Origin of the sequence: Candidatus Phytoplasma solani (assembly GCF_040126175.1) — a bacterium.
Taxonomy (GTDB): Bacteria; Bacillota_I; Bacilli_A; order Acholeplasmatales; family Acholeplasmataceae; genus Phytoplasma; species Phytoplasma solani_A.
This window is the reverse complement of sequence record NZ_CP155828.1, coordinates 630,859-646,239: the sequence shown is the minus strand read 5'-3', so window position 1 is coordinate 646,239 and position 15,381 is coordinate 630,859. Positions and strand designations below refer to the sequence as shown.

Genomic DNA, 15,381 nt, shown 5'->3' with positions numbered 1-15,381 from the left:
ATAAATATTAATTTTTTATGTTTTTTTGTACCAACTAAAGAACAACAAAAAAATTTTATTTTTTTATGTTGAAATGCGATTTTAGTAGTGTATAATAAAAGTAATAGTAAACATTTTTTTTGAGTCATGTCTTTTTTGTCTCAAAAAGTGTTGTTTTTTATCAGTTCACTTTTCGTGGAGCTTACCAGAATAAAAAGTGCTAGTGTTTGGATATGATGAGTATTGCGCCTCATACATAATTGATGTTAAAAAAATAAAAAAATCCACATAAAATAAATAATTTTTATTATATTTTTGAGCAACTTTGCATTATATAAATAATTTTTATATTAACTTTTTTAGCAATATTGTTGTAAAAAAAAATTGATCTTTGCAAATAATAAGAAAAAAATAATTTCTCCTCTTTAGTTATTATGATATAATAAAATATATATAAAATAAATATGTAAATATAAACAAAGGAGATAAATGTATGAGTAAATGTTATGTTACTGGTAAAACTACTCTTTTTGGTAATCGTCGTAGTCATGCTATGAACGCCACAAGAAGAATTTGGAAAAGTAATTTACAAAATATTAAAATTATTGATGAAAAAGGAAAAGTGCAAAAAATAAAAATTGCTGCCAGAGCTTTAAAAAAACTTAAATTACAAAGAGCTTAGAAGTTTCAAATAACTTTATTATCTTTTTATAAAAATTAACTTATTTTTTCAAATAATTATCCAGGAGTCTTTCTAAATATATGAAAAATAAAATACATCCTCAATTTCAAACAGTTGACATTTCTTGTACAACTTGCGCAAAAAAACATCAAATTGGGACAACAGTTGCTAATATCAAAATAGAAACTTGTTCTAATTGTCATCCTTTTTACACCGGAGCACAGACTTTTATTGTTGCCGCAGGTCCAATTGATAAATTCAATAAACGTTACAACATTAAAAATAAAAAAATAACCAAAATAACTGAAAAATAAATTTAATTAAATTGTTAAAAAACTAATAAAATAAGGTTGATAGAAGGGTTTTTTTAAGTAATGTTGAAAAAAGAACAAGGTTTTATTGAGGTTATTTGTGGACCTATGTTTGCGGGAAAAACAGAAACATTGATAAAGCGAAGTCAAGAAGCTCAAAAATTGAAAAAAAATATTTTATCCTTTAAACCTCGCATCGATAATCGTTATTCTTCGGAAGGAAAAATTGTTTCTCATAATCAAAATACTATTCCTGCTATTTTAATTGATCACAGTCACGATATTCTTGTTTTTATTACACCAAAAACCGATTTAATTATTATCGATGAAGTTCAATTTTTAAATAATGATATTGTTGATATTGTTGATTATTTAGCTAATCGCAACATTCAAGTTATTTTAGCGGGTTTAGATCTTGATTTCAAAAGAAAGCCTTTTGGCCCTATCCCTTATTTGTTGGCGTTAGCAGAAATTGTTACTAAAGTAACAGCTATTTGTGCTGTTAGTGGAGAAATAGCTACTAAAACTCAAAGATTAATCAATGGAACACCAGCTAAAAGTAGCGATCCTACGATTTTAATAGGCGCTAGTGAACATCATGAACCTCGTTGCCGTCAACATCATATTTTATTAGATGTTGATAAAAATATTATTAATTTATAAAAAATAAAAAAATGGATTTAGTTTAATGATTTATGATGCAAAACGACAAAGATATTTTTTTTATGAAAGAAGCATTCAAAGAAGCTTGTAAGGCATATTCTAAAAAAGAAGTACCCGTTGGAGCAGTAGTTGTATTAGAAAATCAAATTATTGCTCGCGCTTACAACAATCGCAAACAAAAAAATATTTTTTTTGGTCACGCTGAATTTTTAGCTCTTATAAAAACTAATAAAAAATTAAAGAATCGCCATTTAAATGATATTTCTGTCTATGTTACTTTAGAACCTTGTTTAATGTGTGCAGGTGCTTTAATACAGGCTGGGGTTAAACATTTATATTATGGAGCAAACGATTATAAAACTGGTTGTATTGATAGTATTACATCTTCTTTTAATATTCCATTATCCCATAAAATTATTGCTAAATCAGGTTTTTTAGCTAAAGAAAGTTCAGAACTTTTGAAAAACTTTTTTCAACGATTAAGAAAAAAAGATTGATCTAAAAAGATAAAAAAATTAATTACTGTTATTGTGAAGACCATCAATCGATGGTCTTTTATTAATTATATAAAAAAGATAAAAAAGGTTATTTTTTTAAAGTTGTTTGATAAACTAATTTTAAAACTTTAAAATAAAAGTAATAAAAAAATATGAAAAATTTAGAATCTCTTAAAAAAATTAAAAAAGCTCAAAAAATTATCAAAATATTGAAAAAACAAGGATTTGAGGCTTTTATTGTTGGTGGAGCTGTTAGAGATTATTTATTGAATATTAAAATCGATCAAGATATTGATATCACCACTAATGCTTTATCACAAGATATTAATGTTATTTTTCAAAGCAAAAATTATGCTCATTATGGAAGTGTTAAAATTATTTTCGAAGAAGAAAATTTTGAAATTACTACCTACAGAGAAGAAGGAGTTTATTTTAATAATCGTCATCCTAGTGAAATTTTTTTCATTCAAGAAGCGCAAAAAGACATCATTAGAAGAGATTTTACCATTAATGCTTTGTTAATGGATGAAAAAGGGCAAATTTTTGATTTTACAACAGGAAAATTAGATTTAGAACAAAAAATTTTGCGTACCATCTCAAATCCTTTCATAAGTTTTTACAAAGATGCTTTAAGAATTATGAGAGCCTTTTATTTTCAAGCTAAATTAAACATTAAAATAGAACATCAAACTAAAAAAGCTTTGAAAACACAATCACATTTATTAACCAAAATTTCTTATCAAAGAATTTATGAATATTTACAAAAAATCATAACTTATCCTAATTGGCAAAATAGTTTCAAAACAATAATTAACACTAAAACACATTTATATTTAAAAGCTATCACAAGATCAATTATTTTTTTTGCTTCTTTAGATATTATTACAATCAAAACACTAAAAATAGAAAGATATTTAGAAGAAAATATTTTTTGGAGTATCTCACTTGCTTTTGATAAAAATATTTTTTTATTTTGGCCTATTAATGCAAAAAACAAAAACAAATACCAAACCTTAATAATTTTAAGTAATAATATCTTTGAAGACTTGAAATTTAATTTATTTAAATATGGGCTTCAAAATTGTCTATTATCTTATAAAATTAATTATCTTTTATCTCATCAAAAATCAAAACATCTCTTTTCTCAAAATTTAAACAATATACAAAAAACATATAAGAACTTGCCTTTAAAAGACATTAAGGACTTAAAAATTTGTTGGAAAGAAATATTACCAAAAATAATCAATCCCTTACATCCCCCAATTAAAGAAATCAAAAAAAAATTACTTCAAGCAGTTTTAAATCAAAAAATACCTAACCAAAAAGAAGTATTAATGGAATTTGTTTTAAATCAAAAGTATTAACTTTAAAAAAACTTTTAAAATATTTCATTTGGAACATTAATTATTTTATTTTTTATTGCGAAATATAACATTAAATTTTTATTACTAAACAAAAACTAAATATTCATTTTAACTTCATTATTGAAAAAAAGAAAAAAGAGAAGAAAATATGAACAACAATAATATTATTGCAAAACAAAAAGATAAAATCAATCATTTTATAGGCAAAGTAACAAGTATTAACCAAGGTAATCATTTTCATAATATAACTTTACAATTAACTAACAAAATAGATATTAACATTAAATTAGCAAAAGAAACTCTTAACCCTTTGCAAGGAAAAATATATTGTTTTCAAACTATTTGTCTTTTAGACAAAGAAGAATTAATTTTTATGAATCAAAATTTTACTTTGGCGCAAAAAATACTAGATCCTCAAACTTTATATGATGTTTTTATATCTTTTTTTCAATGCGCTCCTGTGTCGTTTGCAATTATTGCAACAAATTTAGAAAAATATCTTGCTAAAATAAAAAACAAGATTTTAAAAGAAGTGACAACTAATTTATATTTTAGTAATAAAACACAATTTTTAATCGCTAAAGCAGCCTTAAAAATGCATCATAATTATTATGGTGGCTTAGGATATCATACTTTAAACATGTTAAAAATAGCAGAAATTATTTTAAAAATTTATCCTTTTTTAAATCATGATTTGTTATATTCAGGGATTATTTTACATGATATGGCCAAAATTAAAGAAATTGATGTAGACAAAAAAAATTACACAAAAGAAGGGAAGTTATTGGGACATTTAGTGATGATTACTTGTGATCTAGAAAGAGAAGCTAATTTGTTGGGTTACCAAAAAACAGAAGAAATTTTGCTTTTAAAACATATCCTTATCGCTAATCACGGACTTTTAGAATATGGAGCAGCCAAAAAACCTCAAATAGCAGAAGCTCTTTTAATTTGGCATCTCGATAATATCGACGCTAAATTAACTGTTTTAGAGGAAACATTACAAAAAACTGATATTCAAACTTTTACAGAACCAATTCCTGTTTTAGAAAAAAACAGTTTTTATAAACCTTTTTTCGATAAAAACAATGATGATTTTTATTAAAAAATTTACTCAAAACATCAAAGGATAAGAAAAATAAATGTCAAATTATACTTTAAAATTAAACTCAATTCAGTTTTTTAAAATCAAAAAATATTATGAAAAACAATTACAAAAAAAAAGTATCAACAAAACTATTGATTTTTTTGTCCATGACAGCCCTAACACGATAACTGTTTATCAAAACGGCACTTTACTTGTCCAAGGACCTAATGCTTTTCATAAAATGATATTTTTACAAAAATTATTGCAAATAGAACATCTAACGCCGTTTGATCAAACTCTAACCAACGCGTTTAAAAATTCCTTAAATAAAGAAAGGGAAAATCTAGACTCTTATTATTTAGAATCTGTAGGTTGTGATGAAGTGGGCACTGGAGATGTTTTTGGGCCAGTTGTCGTTTGTTCTATCTATCTTTCACTTGAAAAGGTGGATTTTTTCAAAAAAATGAGTCCCATCTTAGAATCAAAACAAATGTCAGATGCAAAAATTAGACAAATAATACCTTCTATTATAGACAACGTCATTAAATCCATAATAATAATAAAACCAAGTGAATATAATACATTAATCAAAGAAAACAACTTAAACCAAATCAAAGCTTTAATGCATAATAAAGCCATTATGCAAACCATTGGAAAAGTTGATAAATTTGTTCCAGTTGTCTTAGATCAATTTTGTTCTCAAAAATGTTATTTTAATTATTTAAAAGATGAACAATTGATTTATAAAAAAATACAATTTAAAACTAAAGCAGACATAAATTATTTAAGTGTTGCCATTGCATCTATTATTGCTAGATATGTTTTTTTGCAAGAAATTGATCAATTAAGTCATCAATTATCTTGCAAGTTGCGCTTAGGATCGGGTAGTACTGTTGATCAACAAATTGCTGAAATTGTTAAAAAATATGGAAATAAAATTTTAACAGATATTGCTAAATGCAACTTTAAAAACATTACTCATAAATTTAAAAAATATTTATCAAAATAAAAATTAAGTGTTTCTTAATGGATATTTTTTTGCAAAAAATAAATTACTTTAGGGATAAGTGTTAAAAGATTTTAACAAATATTGCTAAAGAGGAGAAATAAGGAGAATTATTGTGTCAACCATTTTTACTAAAATCATCAAAAAAGAACTTCCTAGTTATCTTTTGTATGAAGATGATCTTGTGATTGCTTTTTTAGATATCACACAAGCCACCCAAGGACATACTTTAGTTGTTACAAAATGCGAATATCACAAAATTGAAGAAGTTCCTGAAAAAGTATTCATTCATTTATTTAAAATAGTGCATAAAATTAGTAAGGCTTTAATCCAAACTTTTAAACTTCAAGGAATTAATTTATTGAATAATAACGGTAAAATAGCTGGACAAACTGTTTTTCATTATCATGTTCATCTACTTCCACGTTTTTGCCAAAAAGAAATTGATATTGTTTTTAAAAATCACACTGATAGTTTAAAAAATTCTGATTATGAAAAAATTCAACAAGCAATTTTAATTAATTTATAGTTAAAGAATTGCCATATAGTTTTTTTGATATTCTGTTTTTATTTTTGATTTTAATTTGATAATGATTTAATTTGTTTTATTGGGGTTTTTTATATATTTTTGCTAATTATAATCGATCTAGGACTTTCTGTTATGAATGAAAATTATTCTTAATAACCACCATCGAAATGCAATAAAATGTTTACATATTTAAATCAACTAACACTTCTTAGACTTATAAATTTTTAATTATTCTTAACCTTATTATCCATTTTTTTAACAACAAATCCATTACATAAGTTAAAATGATTATTTTATAAGTCAAAAAAAGCAATTACCAAGACATTATTTTAGTTTATAATTAAAAAAGAAAAATGCCAACGCATATCCGTTTTAATCATATATATATTAATATCTTTTATTACTAGATCACTGGACCAAAAAGGACAACCACCCAAAAACAAAAAAATATTAAAAATATCAAAGCTAAATTGTTTATTAAAATAAACAATTTAGCTTTTTTTGTATTAATTTTTTTTTGCAGTAAATAAAGATTTAATAAAGGAAATAATTTTGAAAAAATCATCTACAATACACAAGATAAAAGGGATATAGCCTATTACAACAGTCCAAATAATCAAATAGACTATTTTATCAACAACACTTTCATGTTGTAATAAAAAATATTGCCAAGTATTCAAATTATCCATAATTGTTTTTTTACTTTCCTAATTAAGATTTCATTTGTTTATAATGATTACTAAAAAAACCATTTTGCAGTCTTTTAAAAGCTACTTTATAACTGAACACAATTATAAAGAAAATAATCAAAAAAAATATTTTCAAAATAAATTTAATAATTGTACTTATACTTATATCTTTGAACATAAAATCACCAAACTTTTTAATTAATTTTTAAAAAACATGTGTTTAAAGAATAAAAAGATATAATGCAATACTTTACAAACTAAAAAAATATTGCAGAAACAAAAGGATAACATAACAAACATAACCATAAAGTAAATACTTTAGATACGATTGCTTGATGCTTTTCTAAAACAATATAAAACCAAAAATATTTTAAGAAAAAATTATTAACTTCATTGAGACTAGGTATTTTATATATATAAAATAAAAAATATTGATAAATCCAATTATTCCCTTTGGTAATAGTGAAAAAAACTCATTTAAAGTCATTTATATTAACCTAAGAAACACTTTCATTAATATTTATTTTTATATATTTTAAATAAAAAGTTATTTTTTTATAATTAATTTTTAATTTTTAAAACTATCAGACCATTGATTCACTATTTGCGATATATTTTTAGTTTCTTCTAAGGTTATTTTGCGATTATTAATATTTTTATCCACATTACTTAGGAATTCTATCATTTCTTTAACCATAATGTTATCGTTAAAAAAAATTTTCATCATACAACAACACAAAAAAACAGTGACAAACGCTAGCACTATCTAAAAAATTTTGAATATCATGATTTTGTTTATCGTTTCTAATAGCATCTGGAAAACTAATTTCATCCATTATAAATCATTAATATCAAATGCAAAATGTTTAATATTTACAAAAATTAATATTAATTTGTTTAATTTTATAGAGTTCTGATTCATCAAAAAAAAGAAAAACCCTTTTTTGAGGATCAAATAATAAATTTAATTCCACAATATCAACTAAATTAGCTATTTTTTGTTCTTTATCAGCAACTATTTTATCACTAATTCCAATAATATCTGCAACCTCAATTACAGAACCTATAATAGAAATCATAGATAAACTGGTTTTAACTGATTGTTTAGTATTAAGCCGTTCTCTATTGGCAATACGAGGAACATTATCGGTTGAATAAAAATCACGCTGATTTTTATCTTTAAAAGAGCCATTTTCATAAGTAGTTAATAAAAAATGTTTTTGATTATAATCTATTTCAGAATCAAGAAGGTTAAAAACTGGTTTATAAGCCCCCCCACCCTCTACAACTATAAAGTAAAAAAGAATAAGTTTAAAAAATATTAAAAATAAAAAAATAATCATCAAAATACAAAAATCACTATAATTTAAAAGATTGCTATCACCTTTCTTTTTTTATAATTTAATTATATATTTTTTTAGTTGTTTTTGTTTTTCATATCAGTTAATATCTTTTTAACATCATGCATCTTGAAACTAGAAACTAGTAAAAAATATAATCACAATTATATTATACTACTAATTTAAAAGTTATCAAATTTTTTTAGCTTGGTTTTTGTTTATCTTATATTTTCATTTTTTTCACTTATTATTAATAATTTTTGTGAAGCTTATCAGTTTTATCTTTGTGTTTGTATTTTATTTTCCCCAGGTTAGACCAATACAGTATTTTTTGTGAACTTTGGCAATTGAAGTTTTATGTTTCCTTGCCAATGTTTTTAAACAATTATACTCTACTAGGTAGTTCAGGTATACGAATAGATTAATTGCGTTTTATTAGGTGTTTTGTGTCATTTTTTTATTTACAATCAGCCCCCATCCAAACCGTGCGAGCCAAGTTTCCAAGCACACGGCTTTCCATAAACTCCGCTGATTTTCATCAGTCCGTCATTGAAACCTTCCGTGTTTAGGATTAATGGAATCACTCTGTTTTCATCCCCCAGATAGCAGTCTATCTATTGCATTTCCTATTTTTAAGTTTGTTTTACATTATCCAGATCTTCTCCGCTTTGTGAGTCCATCTTTGTTGAGATTCACTGTTCCAAAACTTTAGACACTTTTTATTTTTTAAAAATTCTTTAAGACTAACTATTAAGTTAGTCTTTTTTTGTTTTAAAGACTAAAAAATAATTTCATATCTTTTCTAAAAACGTTTTTAGAAAGGATTAAAATGTTAAGACAAAAATTATTTAAAGATTTTTTAAAAAATAAAAAGTGTCTAAAGTTTTGGAACAGTGCACTCTAATGAAAACAACCCAAAAAACTAATAAAAAAACAGTTTTTAATTTAGTCAAAAAATTTAAAAATAGTTTAAATTTAACCACAATTTTAAAAACTATCAAAATCAAAAGAAGTACTTATTATTGGTTGAAAGTCGAAAATAAAATTAAAGAAAAAGAAGAAAAAAACCTTTTACAACAAAAAAGAATTAATGCTTTATGTTTAAATAATCAATATTTTTTCGGCCATCGGAAAATCACTAATTTATATCAACAAACCTTTAATGAAATAATTACCAAGAAAAAAGTTTATTCAATTATGAAAGAAAATGGCATTTTGTTGTCGTTTAAGAATTAAAAAAAATAAATATAGTTATAAAAACAATTTAAAACCTAAATTAAAAGTAGTAGACAATCTAATCAATCAAGACTTTATATCAACTAATCCCATGCAAAAACTATTTACCGACATCACTTATTTTAAAACTTCCCAAGGGTTTTTATATTTTTCTTGTATTATCGATTCTTTTAACAACCAAATTATTTCTTGGCATACTTCAAAGTATCAAAATAAAGAATTAATTTTAAATACAATTAAAAAATTACCTAAATTAAAAAATCCATGCATCATTCACTCTGATCAGGACACAGTTTATCAATCTCAAAAAATCCAACAAACTTTAACGAAAAAAGGTTTTTTAATTAGTATGTCGCGTAAAGCCAATCCAAAGGACAACGCAGTCATTGAAAATTTTTTCGGCCAAATGAAAAGCATTTTACAATATCAAAATCCATTTTTATTTCAAAAATCAACCGAAAAAGTTAAAAAAATAATCAATCAATTTCCTAAATTTTGGAATACTAAATGGTTTTTAGCTAAATTAAATTATTTATCTCCCTCTCAATATTTCTTAAATTTTAGATAATATTTTTTATTTAAATATTCAACCTTGAAAAAGGTTATCTTTTTGCACCTTTTTTTAAAAACAACATAATTGCGTAAAAAAATAATTTTAATTTTATTTTCTAGGGGGATTTTCCACTTTTTTTCCCTAGCTAGTTAGTGAAATGATATAATATTTAAAAAAAATATCTTTTGAAACTAGCAAATTTAAAAAAAGTTTAGACACTTTTTATTTGTAATTTTAATAATTTGTTTGTTTGAAAAGATATGAAATTATCTACTTATTTTTAAGTCTTAAAGAGTAATTTTTAAATAAAAAAATGTCCAAAAAAACGGAACAGCGCATATTCGTTGATGTATGCAATTGTTGTGCCGTCGGATTTGAATGTGGTTTGGGTTGGTTGGTTTTCCTGTTTGGGGGTCGTATTCGATGATGGCTGCAATTGTTTTGCCGTCGGAGTTGTAATCACATTAAGAAAAAAGATTTTTATCAAACATTTTATTCAAAAATAGTAAATTTTAATTTACAAAAAAATTATGAAAAAGAATTAATTGATTCTATAAATCTTTTATTTTGGGTAGAAAATCATAATAAACAAATTAATTTTAATAATAATGGTTTAATTATTGTTGATAATATAATTGAGAATTCATATTTATTTAAAAAAAATATTAAAACAAAGATGGTTAATATTATTTAAAATATTCTTAATTTCAATATTATTCTATTTCTTTTCAAAATTAAGAAGTTTTGATAATTTTCTAAAATTGTTGCTATCCTAAAAATCAGTAATAATAGTAGTATAGTTGCAAAAAAATATAATCAATTATTTTATCTATAAAATGAGAGATAAAAAACGTCCAAAAAAAGATTGAAAATTTAGAAGAAGTATGAAATGACAAATACAAAAAAAGAACACAAAATGACAAAGATTTAAAAATAAAAGATAATGTTTTTGTTGATGGTTTCATCTTTTCTCCTTTCTTTAAAGAGCGGTGTTTTTATAATGATAAGCGATGTATAATGTAGTCTACTTTTGTTTTTGAAGGCCCTTTATGGCACCAGGTTGCTTTGGTTTTGGCTCCTGTTTGGGGGTTAAATTCTTCGATGAAATAGATTTTGTCATTGAAACTGTACCAGGTTACTTTTTTGGTTTTGGCTCCTGTTTGTGGGTTGTATTCAGTTATGGAATCAATTGTTGTGCCGTTTGGGCGGAATGTGGTTTTTTTGATTAATTGGTTTTTTTCGTTGGTTTCTTGGATTACTCTACGACCGTATTCATTGGTTGTTTCTTTGATTATATTCATTTTATTTTATTTCTCCTTTTTTAGTTTGGATACAAAAAAAATCCAAACTGCTTATTTTTTAATAATAAACAATTTGGATAAAATGTTATTCTTTTTCGGTTCAGTTTTTTTGGGGCACTCTATAATAACTTTTATAAAAAACCTACACAAAACACCTTCTCTAATGAAGGGTTAAAAATAAAAAAATTAATTTTTTTCGATAATATTTATTTTTATATTCCAAAGGCGATAAATAATTTAATACTTTCATTTTACGATAAATATTATAATATTGAATATAATTAGCAATAATTTCTTTAATTTGTAATTCATTTAATTTTTCTTTATCAGTTCACTTTTCGTGGAGCTTACCAAAAAGATAATTTTATTTCATTTAAAATTTCTTTTTTAATAGTTTTTATTTTTTTACTTCTTTCTTAATTTTAAGAAAGTCTATAAAAAAAAGACTAACTTAAAAAGTTAGTTTATTACTAGATTAAATTGTAAAAAGTTTTAAGAAATGATGTTATTACATATCTACACCTTGATTATTAAGTTATTTTTTTGTATAATATTAGTGATGGTAAAACAGTTGTAGTTAAAATTATTAAATTAATCCCTTGCCTTTGAGAGGCTTTTCTAAGTAATTCTTTGCTGTTTGAGAAAGAAAAGAAAGTAGGTGATTGTTAATAATTTAGTTACAAAACTTTACCTTAAAAAAGGAGAGTTTAAAAAATGTCACGTTATACAGGTTCTATTTGGAAAGTTTCTAGACGATTAAATTATTCTATTACAGAAACCGGAAAAGAATTACGAAAAAGAGCTTATGCTCCAGGTCAACATGGTCAAAAAAGAGTAAAAATAAGCGATTATGGTTTACAATTAAGAGAAAAACAAAAATTACGTTTTACTTATGGGGTGTCAGAGAAACAATTCCGTAATACTTTTGAAAAAGCCAGAAAATTAAAAGGGATTCATGGTGAAATGTTTTTAGTTTTATTAGAATCACGTCTTGACAATATTGTTTATCGTTTGGGTTTTGCCAAAACTAGAGATCAAGCAAGACAATTAGTTAATCATGGTCATATTTTAGTAGAAGGCAAAAAAGTTGATATTGCATCATATCGTCTTAAACCAGGACAAACTGTTACTTTAAGAGAAAAATCTAAAAATTTAAAAATTGTTGAAGAAGTTTTAAAAAATAAATTTGTTCGTACAGATTATGTTTCTTTAGACAAACAATTAAATGGTAAATATGTCAGATATCCGCAAAGAAACGAATTTTTATCTGAAATTAATGAACAATTAATAGTCGAATTTTATAATAGATAACTTAAACACCCTTTGAAATAGGGTGTTTTTTTGTAATTACAAAGTCTTATTATTATTTAGTTTTTCGTTTTTTTGCTGTTTTTAAAAACCAACTTGAAAACTTCAACTTTTTATTAGACTTTTAAAAAAATCTAAAAAAAGGATCATTAATTATTATGAAAAAAAAGAATTTAAAACATGAAGAAACAATTAATTTTCTCAAAAGAACAAGTCTTAAAAACTGTGAAGAAATTTTTAAAACCTTAGGTTCTTCTTGGGAAGGTTTAGATGAAAAACAAATTATTTTACAAAGAAATTTATACGGTATCAATCTTTTATCAAAAGAACACAAAAATAATAGTTTTAAAAAAATAATAGAGATGATTATTACACCTTTTAGTCTTATTTTGCTTATTTTGATGATTGTTTCTTTAATTAATGATGTTATTATTCCAAACCCAAATGAACGCAGCTATACTGCTATTATTACTACTATTATGATGTTTGTCAGTTCTTTTCTAGTTCAATTTACCCAAGAAAACAAATATTTAAAAATCACTTCTAAATTACAAAAATTAGTTCAAAATACTACTGCTGTTAAACGTAACAATCAAAAATTAGAAATCCCTTTAGAAGAAGTTGTCAGAGGAGATCTTGTTTTGCTTGCTGCAGGGGATATTGTTCCTGCTGATTTAAAATTAATAAAAACTAAAGATTTTTTTGTTAAAACAACTACTTTTACTGGTGAATCTGAACCAGTTGAAAAAAAAGCACAAGCACTTGACAAATATGATAATCTTTTAGAAGATCCAAGATTAGCTTTAACAGGTTCAACAGTTATTTCTGGTTATGCCGTAGGAATTGTTATTCTTACTGGAAAAGACACTTATTTAGGCAATATTAACAAACAAATTCATCAAAAAAAAGAAATTTCTCAATTAGATGCTAACCTTAATAAAATTGCTAAATTATTATTTATATGTATTTTTTTAATGTCACCTTTAGTTTTTTGTTTGAATTTTTTGAAAACAAAAAACCATCGTTCTCTTTTGCAACCAATTTTATTTACTTTAACAATTGCCTTTGGTTTAACTCCTAAAATGCTCCCTTTGATTATTGCAACATCTTTTTCCAAAGGCATTGTTGCTTTATCAAAAAAAAAAGTCATTGTTAAAAACTTAAATGCTATTTCTAGTTTTGGTGCTATGAATGTTCTTTTTACTGATAAAACAGGAACTTTAACTGAAGATCAAATCTTTTTAGAAAATTTTTGTAATTTAGAAGGTCAAAAAAATATTCGCGTTTTAAGACATGCTTATTTAAATAGTTTTTTTCAAACTGGATTAAAAAGTTTAATTGATGAAGCTATCGTTAAAAAATTTGATAATTTGTCTTTACCAAACATTTCACAACAATTTTTTAAAGTTAATGAAATTCCTTTCGATTTTAAAAGAAGAAAAATGAGTGTTGTCATAGAAGATAAAAATCAAAAACAACAAATGATTACTAAAGGGGCAATTGAAGAAATTTTAAACATTTGTAATCATATTGAACTTCAAGGAAAAATCAAACCTTTAAGTTTAGAAAATAAAAAATTAGTTTTAGAACAAACCATCATTTATAATCAAAAAGGAATGCGAGTGGTTGGGGTTGCTCAAAAAAACATCATTCAAGGTCAGACACCAATCAAAGAAGAGAAAATGGTGCTTATTGGTTTACTTACTTTTTTAGATCCAATTAAAGAAAGTTCAACAAAAACAATTGCATCTCTTCATCGAAAAGGCATTATTGTCAAAATTTTAACAGGAGATAATGAAATTTTAACTAAGACTATTGCCAAAAAATTAAATATTGATACAACTTATTGTTTACAAGGTCATATTATTGACCAACTAAATGATGAAACCTTATACAATGAAGCCCAAAAAACTCATTTATTTATTAAATTATCTCCTGAACAAAAAGCTCGGATTGTTTCTCTTTTCAAAAAAAAAAGTAATATTGTTGCTTTTATGGGTGATGGCATTAATGATGCTTTTGCAATGCAAAAAGCTGATGTAGGTATTTGTGTAAATACTGGAGCTGAAATCACTAAAGAAATAGCTGATATTATTCTTTTAGAAAAAGAATTAAATGTTTTAGAAAAAGGAATTTTAGAAGGAAGAAAAACCTACACTAACGCGATTAAATATATTAAATTTACCTTGTCTTCTAATTTTGGTAACTCCTTAAGCATTTTATTAGCTAGTTGTATTTTAGACTTTCAACCGATGTTAGTTTTACAAATTTTATTTTTAGATTTGATCTATGATTTAATTTGTTTTTCTATTCCTTTTGATAATGTTGACAAAATGTATTTAAAAACACCTCGTAAGTTTGATTTTAAAAATATTAAAAATTTTATGCTTTGGTTTGGTATTCTTTCTTTTTTTGTGGATTTTCTTTTTTTAGTGGGAATGAAAATTCTAGAAAAAGTCCAAGAATCATTATTTCAAACTAGTTGGTTCATTTTTTCGATGTGGTCGCAAACATTAACCCTTTTTTTATTAAGAACTGATAAATTTTTTACTAAAAACAAGCAAAAAAATTTTCCTTCGATGTTAATCATCATTTGTTCTGTCGTTGGACTTATTATTGTTACTATTTCTCCTTATATTTCTTTGATTCAAAAAGCTCTTAAATTAGATTTTAATTTTTTTAAACCGGAAAATAAGGATATTTGGTTATTGTTAATCTTTTTATTATTTTTTTATTCTTTAGTTATGTTTTGGGCAAAAAATATTTTTATCAAAAAAAATAAACAATTGTTGTAATTAATAATTTTTTTGAAATATAACAAAACGAATTTAATCTA

At 24.2% G+C, this 15,381-nt stretch carries 16 protein-coding genes and 3 pseudogenes; 12 read left to right on the top strand and 7 right to left on the bottom strand.

Annotated features, from left to right (window positions below):
* Positions 1-472 precede the first annotated feature (472 nt).
* From rpmB to PSOL_RS03110, 8 genes are all read left to right on the top strand, one after another.
* Positions 473-661, top strand: a complete 189-nt coding sequence (gene rpmB, locus PSOL_RS03145; protein WP_349401907.1) for a 50S ribosomal protein L28 — start codon at positions 473-475, stop codon at positions 659-661.
* Positions 662-741: 80 nt separating this feature from the next.
* Complete coding sequence (gene rpmE / locus PSOL_RS03140; protein WP_349401906.1) at positions 742-975, top strand: 50S ribosomal protein L31; 234 nt, start codon at positions 742-744, stop codon at positions 973-975.
* A 60-nt stretch (positions 976-1,035) separates the two neighbouring features.
* Positions 1,036-1,635 carry a thymidine kinase gene (locus PSOL_RS03135; RefSeq protein WP_349401905.1) on the top strand — a complete coding sequence of 200 codons (600 nt, stop codon included), beginning with the start codon at positions 1,036-1,038 and terminating at the stop codon, positions 1,633-1,635.
* A 35-nt stretch (positions 1,636-1,670) separates the two neighbouring features.
* Entirely contained in the window at positions 1,671-2,132 is a 462-nt protein-coding gene (locus PSOL_RS03130) for a nucleoside deaminase (RefSeq protein ID WP_349401904.1), read from the top strand.
* A gap of 152 nt (positions 2,133-2,284) precedes the next feature.
* Entirely contained in the window at positions 2,285-3,496 is a 1,212-nt protein-coding gene (locus tag PSOL_RS03125; RefSeq protein ID WP_349401903.1) for a poly(A) polymerase, read from the top strand.
* 148 nt (positions 3,497-3,644) lie between these two features.
* Positions 3,645-4,601, top strand: a complete 957-nt coding sequence (locus tag PSOL_RS03120; RefSeq protein WP_349401902.1) for an HD domain-containing protein — start codon at positions 3,645-3,647, stop codon at positions 4,599-4,601.
* 37 nt (positions 4,602-4,638) lie between these two features.
* A complete protein-coding gene (gene rnhC, locus PSOL_RS03115; RefSeq protein WP_349401901.1) occupies positions 4,639-5,592 on the top strand; it encodes a ribonuclease HIII in 954 nt (317 codons plus the stop codon).
* A gap of 112 nt (positions 5,593-5,704) precedes the next feature.
* The gene (locus tag PSOL_RS03110) at positions 5,705-6,118 is read left to right on the top strand and encodes an HIT family protein (RefSeq protein ID WP_349401900.1); all 414 of its coding nucleotides are present in this window, start codon (positions 5,705-5,707) and stop codon (positions 6,116-6,118) included.
* A gap of 506 nt (positions 6,119-6,624) precedes the next feature.
* Here the strand turns inward: PSOL_RS03110 and PSOL_RS03105 are convergent.
* The 4 genes and pseudogenes from PSOL_RS03105 to PSOL_RS03090 form a co-directional block, all read right to left on the bottom strand.
* On the bottom strand, positions 6,625-6,807 hold the full coding sequence (locus PSOL_RS03105) for a hypothetical protein (RefSeq protein ID WP_349401899.1): 183 nt from the start codon (positions 6,805-6,807) through the stop codon (positions 6,625-6,627).
* 568 nt (positions 6,808-7,375) lie between these two features.
* Positions 7,376-7,534, bottom strand: coding sequence for a hypothetical protein (locus PSOL_RS03100; protein ID WP_349401898.1), 159 nt, complete (start codon positions 7,532-7,534; stop codon positions 7,376-7,378).
* A gap of 139 nt (positions 7,535-7,673) precedes the next feature.
* Positions 7,674-8,150 carry a hypothetical protein gene (locus tag PSOL_RS03095; protein ID WP_349401897.1) on the bottom strand — a complete coding sequence of 159 codons (477 nt, stop codon included), beginning with the start codon at positions 8,148-8,150 and terminating at the stop codon, positions 7,674-7,676.
* A gap of 271 nt (positions 8,151-8,421) precedes the next feature.
* Positions 8,422-8,555: pseudogene (locus PSOL_RS03090) on the bottom strand (group II intron reverse transcriptase/maturase); the annotation flags it as partial.
* 495 nt (positions 8,556-9,050) lie between these two features.
* On the opposite strand from PSOL_RS03090, the pseudogene PSOL_RS03085 reads away from it, so the two are divergent.
* Positions 9,051-9,951, top strand: a pseudogene (locus tag PSOL_RS03085) (IS3 family transposase).
* Positions 9,952-10,237: 286 nt separating this feature from the next.
* On the opposite strand, the pseudogene PSOL_RS03430 reads toward PSOL_RS03085, so the two are convergent.
* Positions 10,238-10,309: pseudogene (locus PSOL_RS03430) on the bottom strand (hypothetical protein); the annotation flags it as partial.
* A 63-nt stretch (positions 10,310-10,372) separates the two neighbouring features.
* Between PSOL_RS03430 and PSOL_RS03075 the strand changes: the two are divergent.
* Complete coding sequence (locus tag PSOL_RS03075) at positions 10,373-10,630, top strand: hypothetical protein (protein WP_349401896.1); 258 nt, start codon at positions 10,373-10,375, stop codon at positions 10,628-10,630.
* Positions 10,631-10,931: 301 nt separating this feature from the next.
* On the opposite strand, the gene PSOL_RS03070 is transcribed toward PSOL_RS03075, so the two are convergent.
* The gene (locus tag PSOL_RS03070) at positions 10,932-11,237 is read right to left on the bottom strand and encodes a DUF2963 domain-containing protein (RefSeq protein ID WP_349401895.1); all 306 of its coding nucleotides are present in this window, start codon (positions 11,235-11,237) and stop codon (positions 10,932-10,934) included.
* A gap of 160 nt (positions 11,238-11,397) precedes the next feature.
* Complete coding sequence (locus PSOL_RS03065; protein ID WP_349402224.1) at positions 11,398-11,529, bottom strand: IS3 family transposase; 132 nt, start codon at positions 11,527-11,529, stop codon at positions 11,398-11,400.
* A gap of 422 nt (positions 11,530-11,951) precedes the next feature.
* Here PSOL_RS03065 and rpsD point away from each other — a divergent pair, with 422 nt between their 5' ends.
* Both rpsD and mgtA read left to right on the top strand, forming a co-directional pair.
* Complete coding sequence (gene rpsD, locus PSOL_RS03060; RefSeq protein ID WP_349401894.1) at positions 11,952-12,548, top strand: 30S ribosomal protein S4; 597 nt, start codon at positions 11,952-11,954, stop codon at positions 12,546-12,548.
* A 155-nt stretch (positions 12,549-12,703) separates the two neighbouring features.
* The gene (gene mgtA, locus PSOL_RS03055; RefSeq protein WP_349401893.1) at positions 12,704-15,340 is read left to right on the top strand and encodes a magnesium-translocating P-type ATPase; all 2,637 of its coding nucleotides are present in this window, start codon (positions 12,704-12,706) and stop codon (positions 15,338-15,340) included.
* Positions 15,341-15,381: the final 41 nt, after the last annotated feature.

Excerpts from the sequence above, each read along its gene's own strand:
- rpmB (WP_349401907.1), top strand. The coding sequence starts at position 473 with ATGAGTAAATGTTATGTTACTGGTAAAACTACTCTTTTTGGTAATCGT.
- rpmE (WP_349401906.1), top strand. The coding sequence starts at position 742 with ATGAAAAATAAAATACATCCTCAATTTCAAACAGTTGACATTTCTTGT.
- PSOL_RS03135 (WP_349401905.1), top strand. The coding sequence starts at position 1,036 with ATGTTGAAAAAAGAACAAGGTTTTATTGAGGTTATTTGTGGACCTATG.
- PSOL_RS03130 (WP_349401904.1), top strand. The coding sequence starts at position 1,671 with ATGCAAAACGACAAAGATATTTTTTTTATGAAAGAAGCATTCAAAGAA.
- PSOL_RS03125 (WP_349401903.1), top strand. The coding sequence starts at position 2,285 with ATGAAAAATTTAGAATCTCTTAAAAAAATTAAAAAAGCTCAAAAAATT.
- PSOL_RS03120 (WP_349401902.1), top strand. The coding sequence starts at position 3,645 with ATGAACAACAATAATATTATTGCAAAACAAAAAGATAAAATCAATCAT.
- rnhC (WP_349401901.1), top strand. The coding sequence starts at position 4,639 with ATGTCAAATTATACTTTAAAATTAAACTCAATTCAGTTTTTTAAAATC.
- PSOL_RS03105 (WP_349401899.1), bottom strand. The coding sequence starts at position 6,807 with ATGGATAATTTGAATACTTGGCAATATTTTTTATTACAACATGAAAGT.
- PSOL_RS03100 (WP_349401898.1), bottom strand. The coding sequence starts at position 7,534 with ATGATGAAAATTTTTTTTAACGATAACATTATGGTTAAAGAAATGATA.
- PSOL_RS03095 (WP_349401897.1), bottom strand. The coding sequence starts at position 8,150 with ATGATTATTTTTTTATTTTTAATATTTTTTAAACTTATTCTTTTTTAC.
- PSOL_RS03070 (WP_349401895.1), bottom strand. The coding sequence starts at position 11,237 with ATGAATATAATCAAAGAAACAACCAATGAATACGGTCGTAGAGTAATC.
- rpsD (WP_349401894.1), top strand. The coding sequence starts at position 11,952 with ATGTCACGTTATACAGGTTCTATTTGGAAAGTTTCTAGACGATTAAAT.
- mgtA (WP_349401893.1), top strand. The coding sequence starts at position 12,704 with ATGAAAAAAAAGAATTTAAAACATGAAGAAACAATTAATTTTCTCAAA.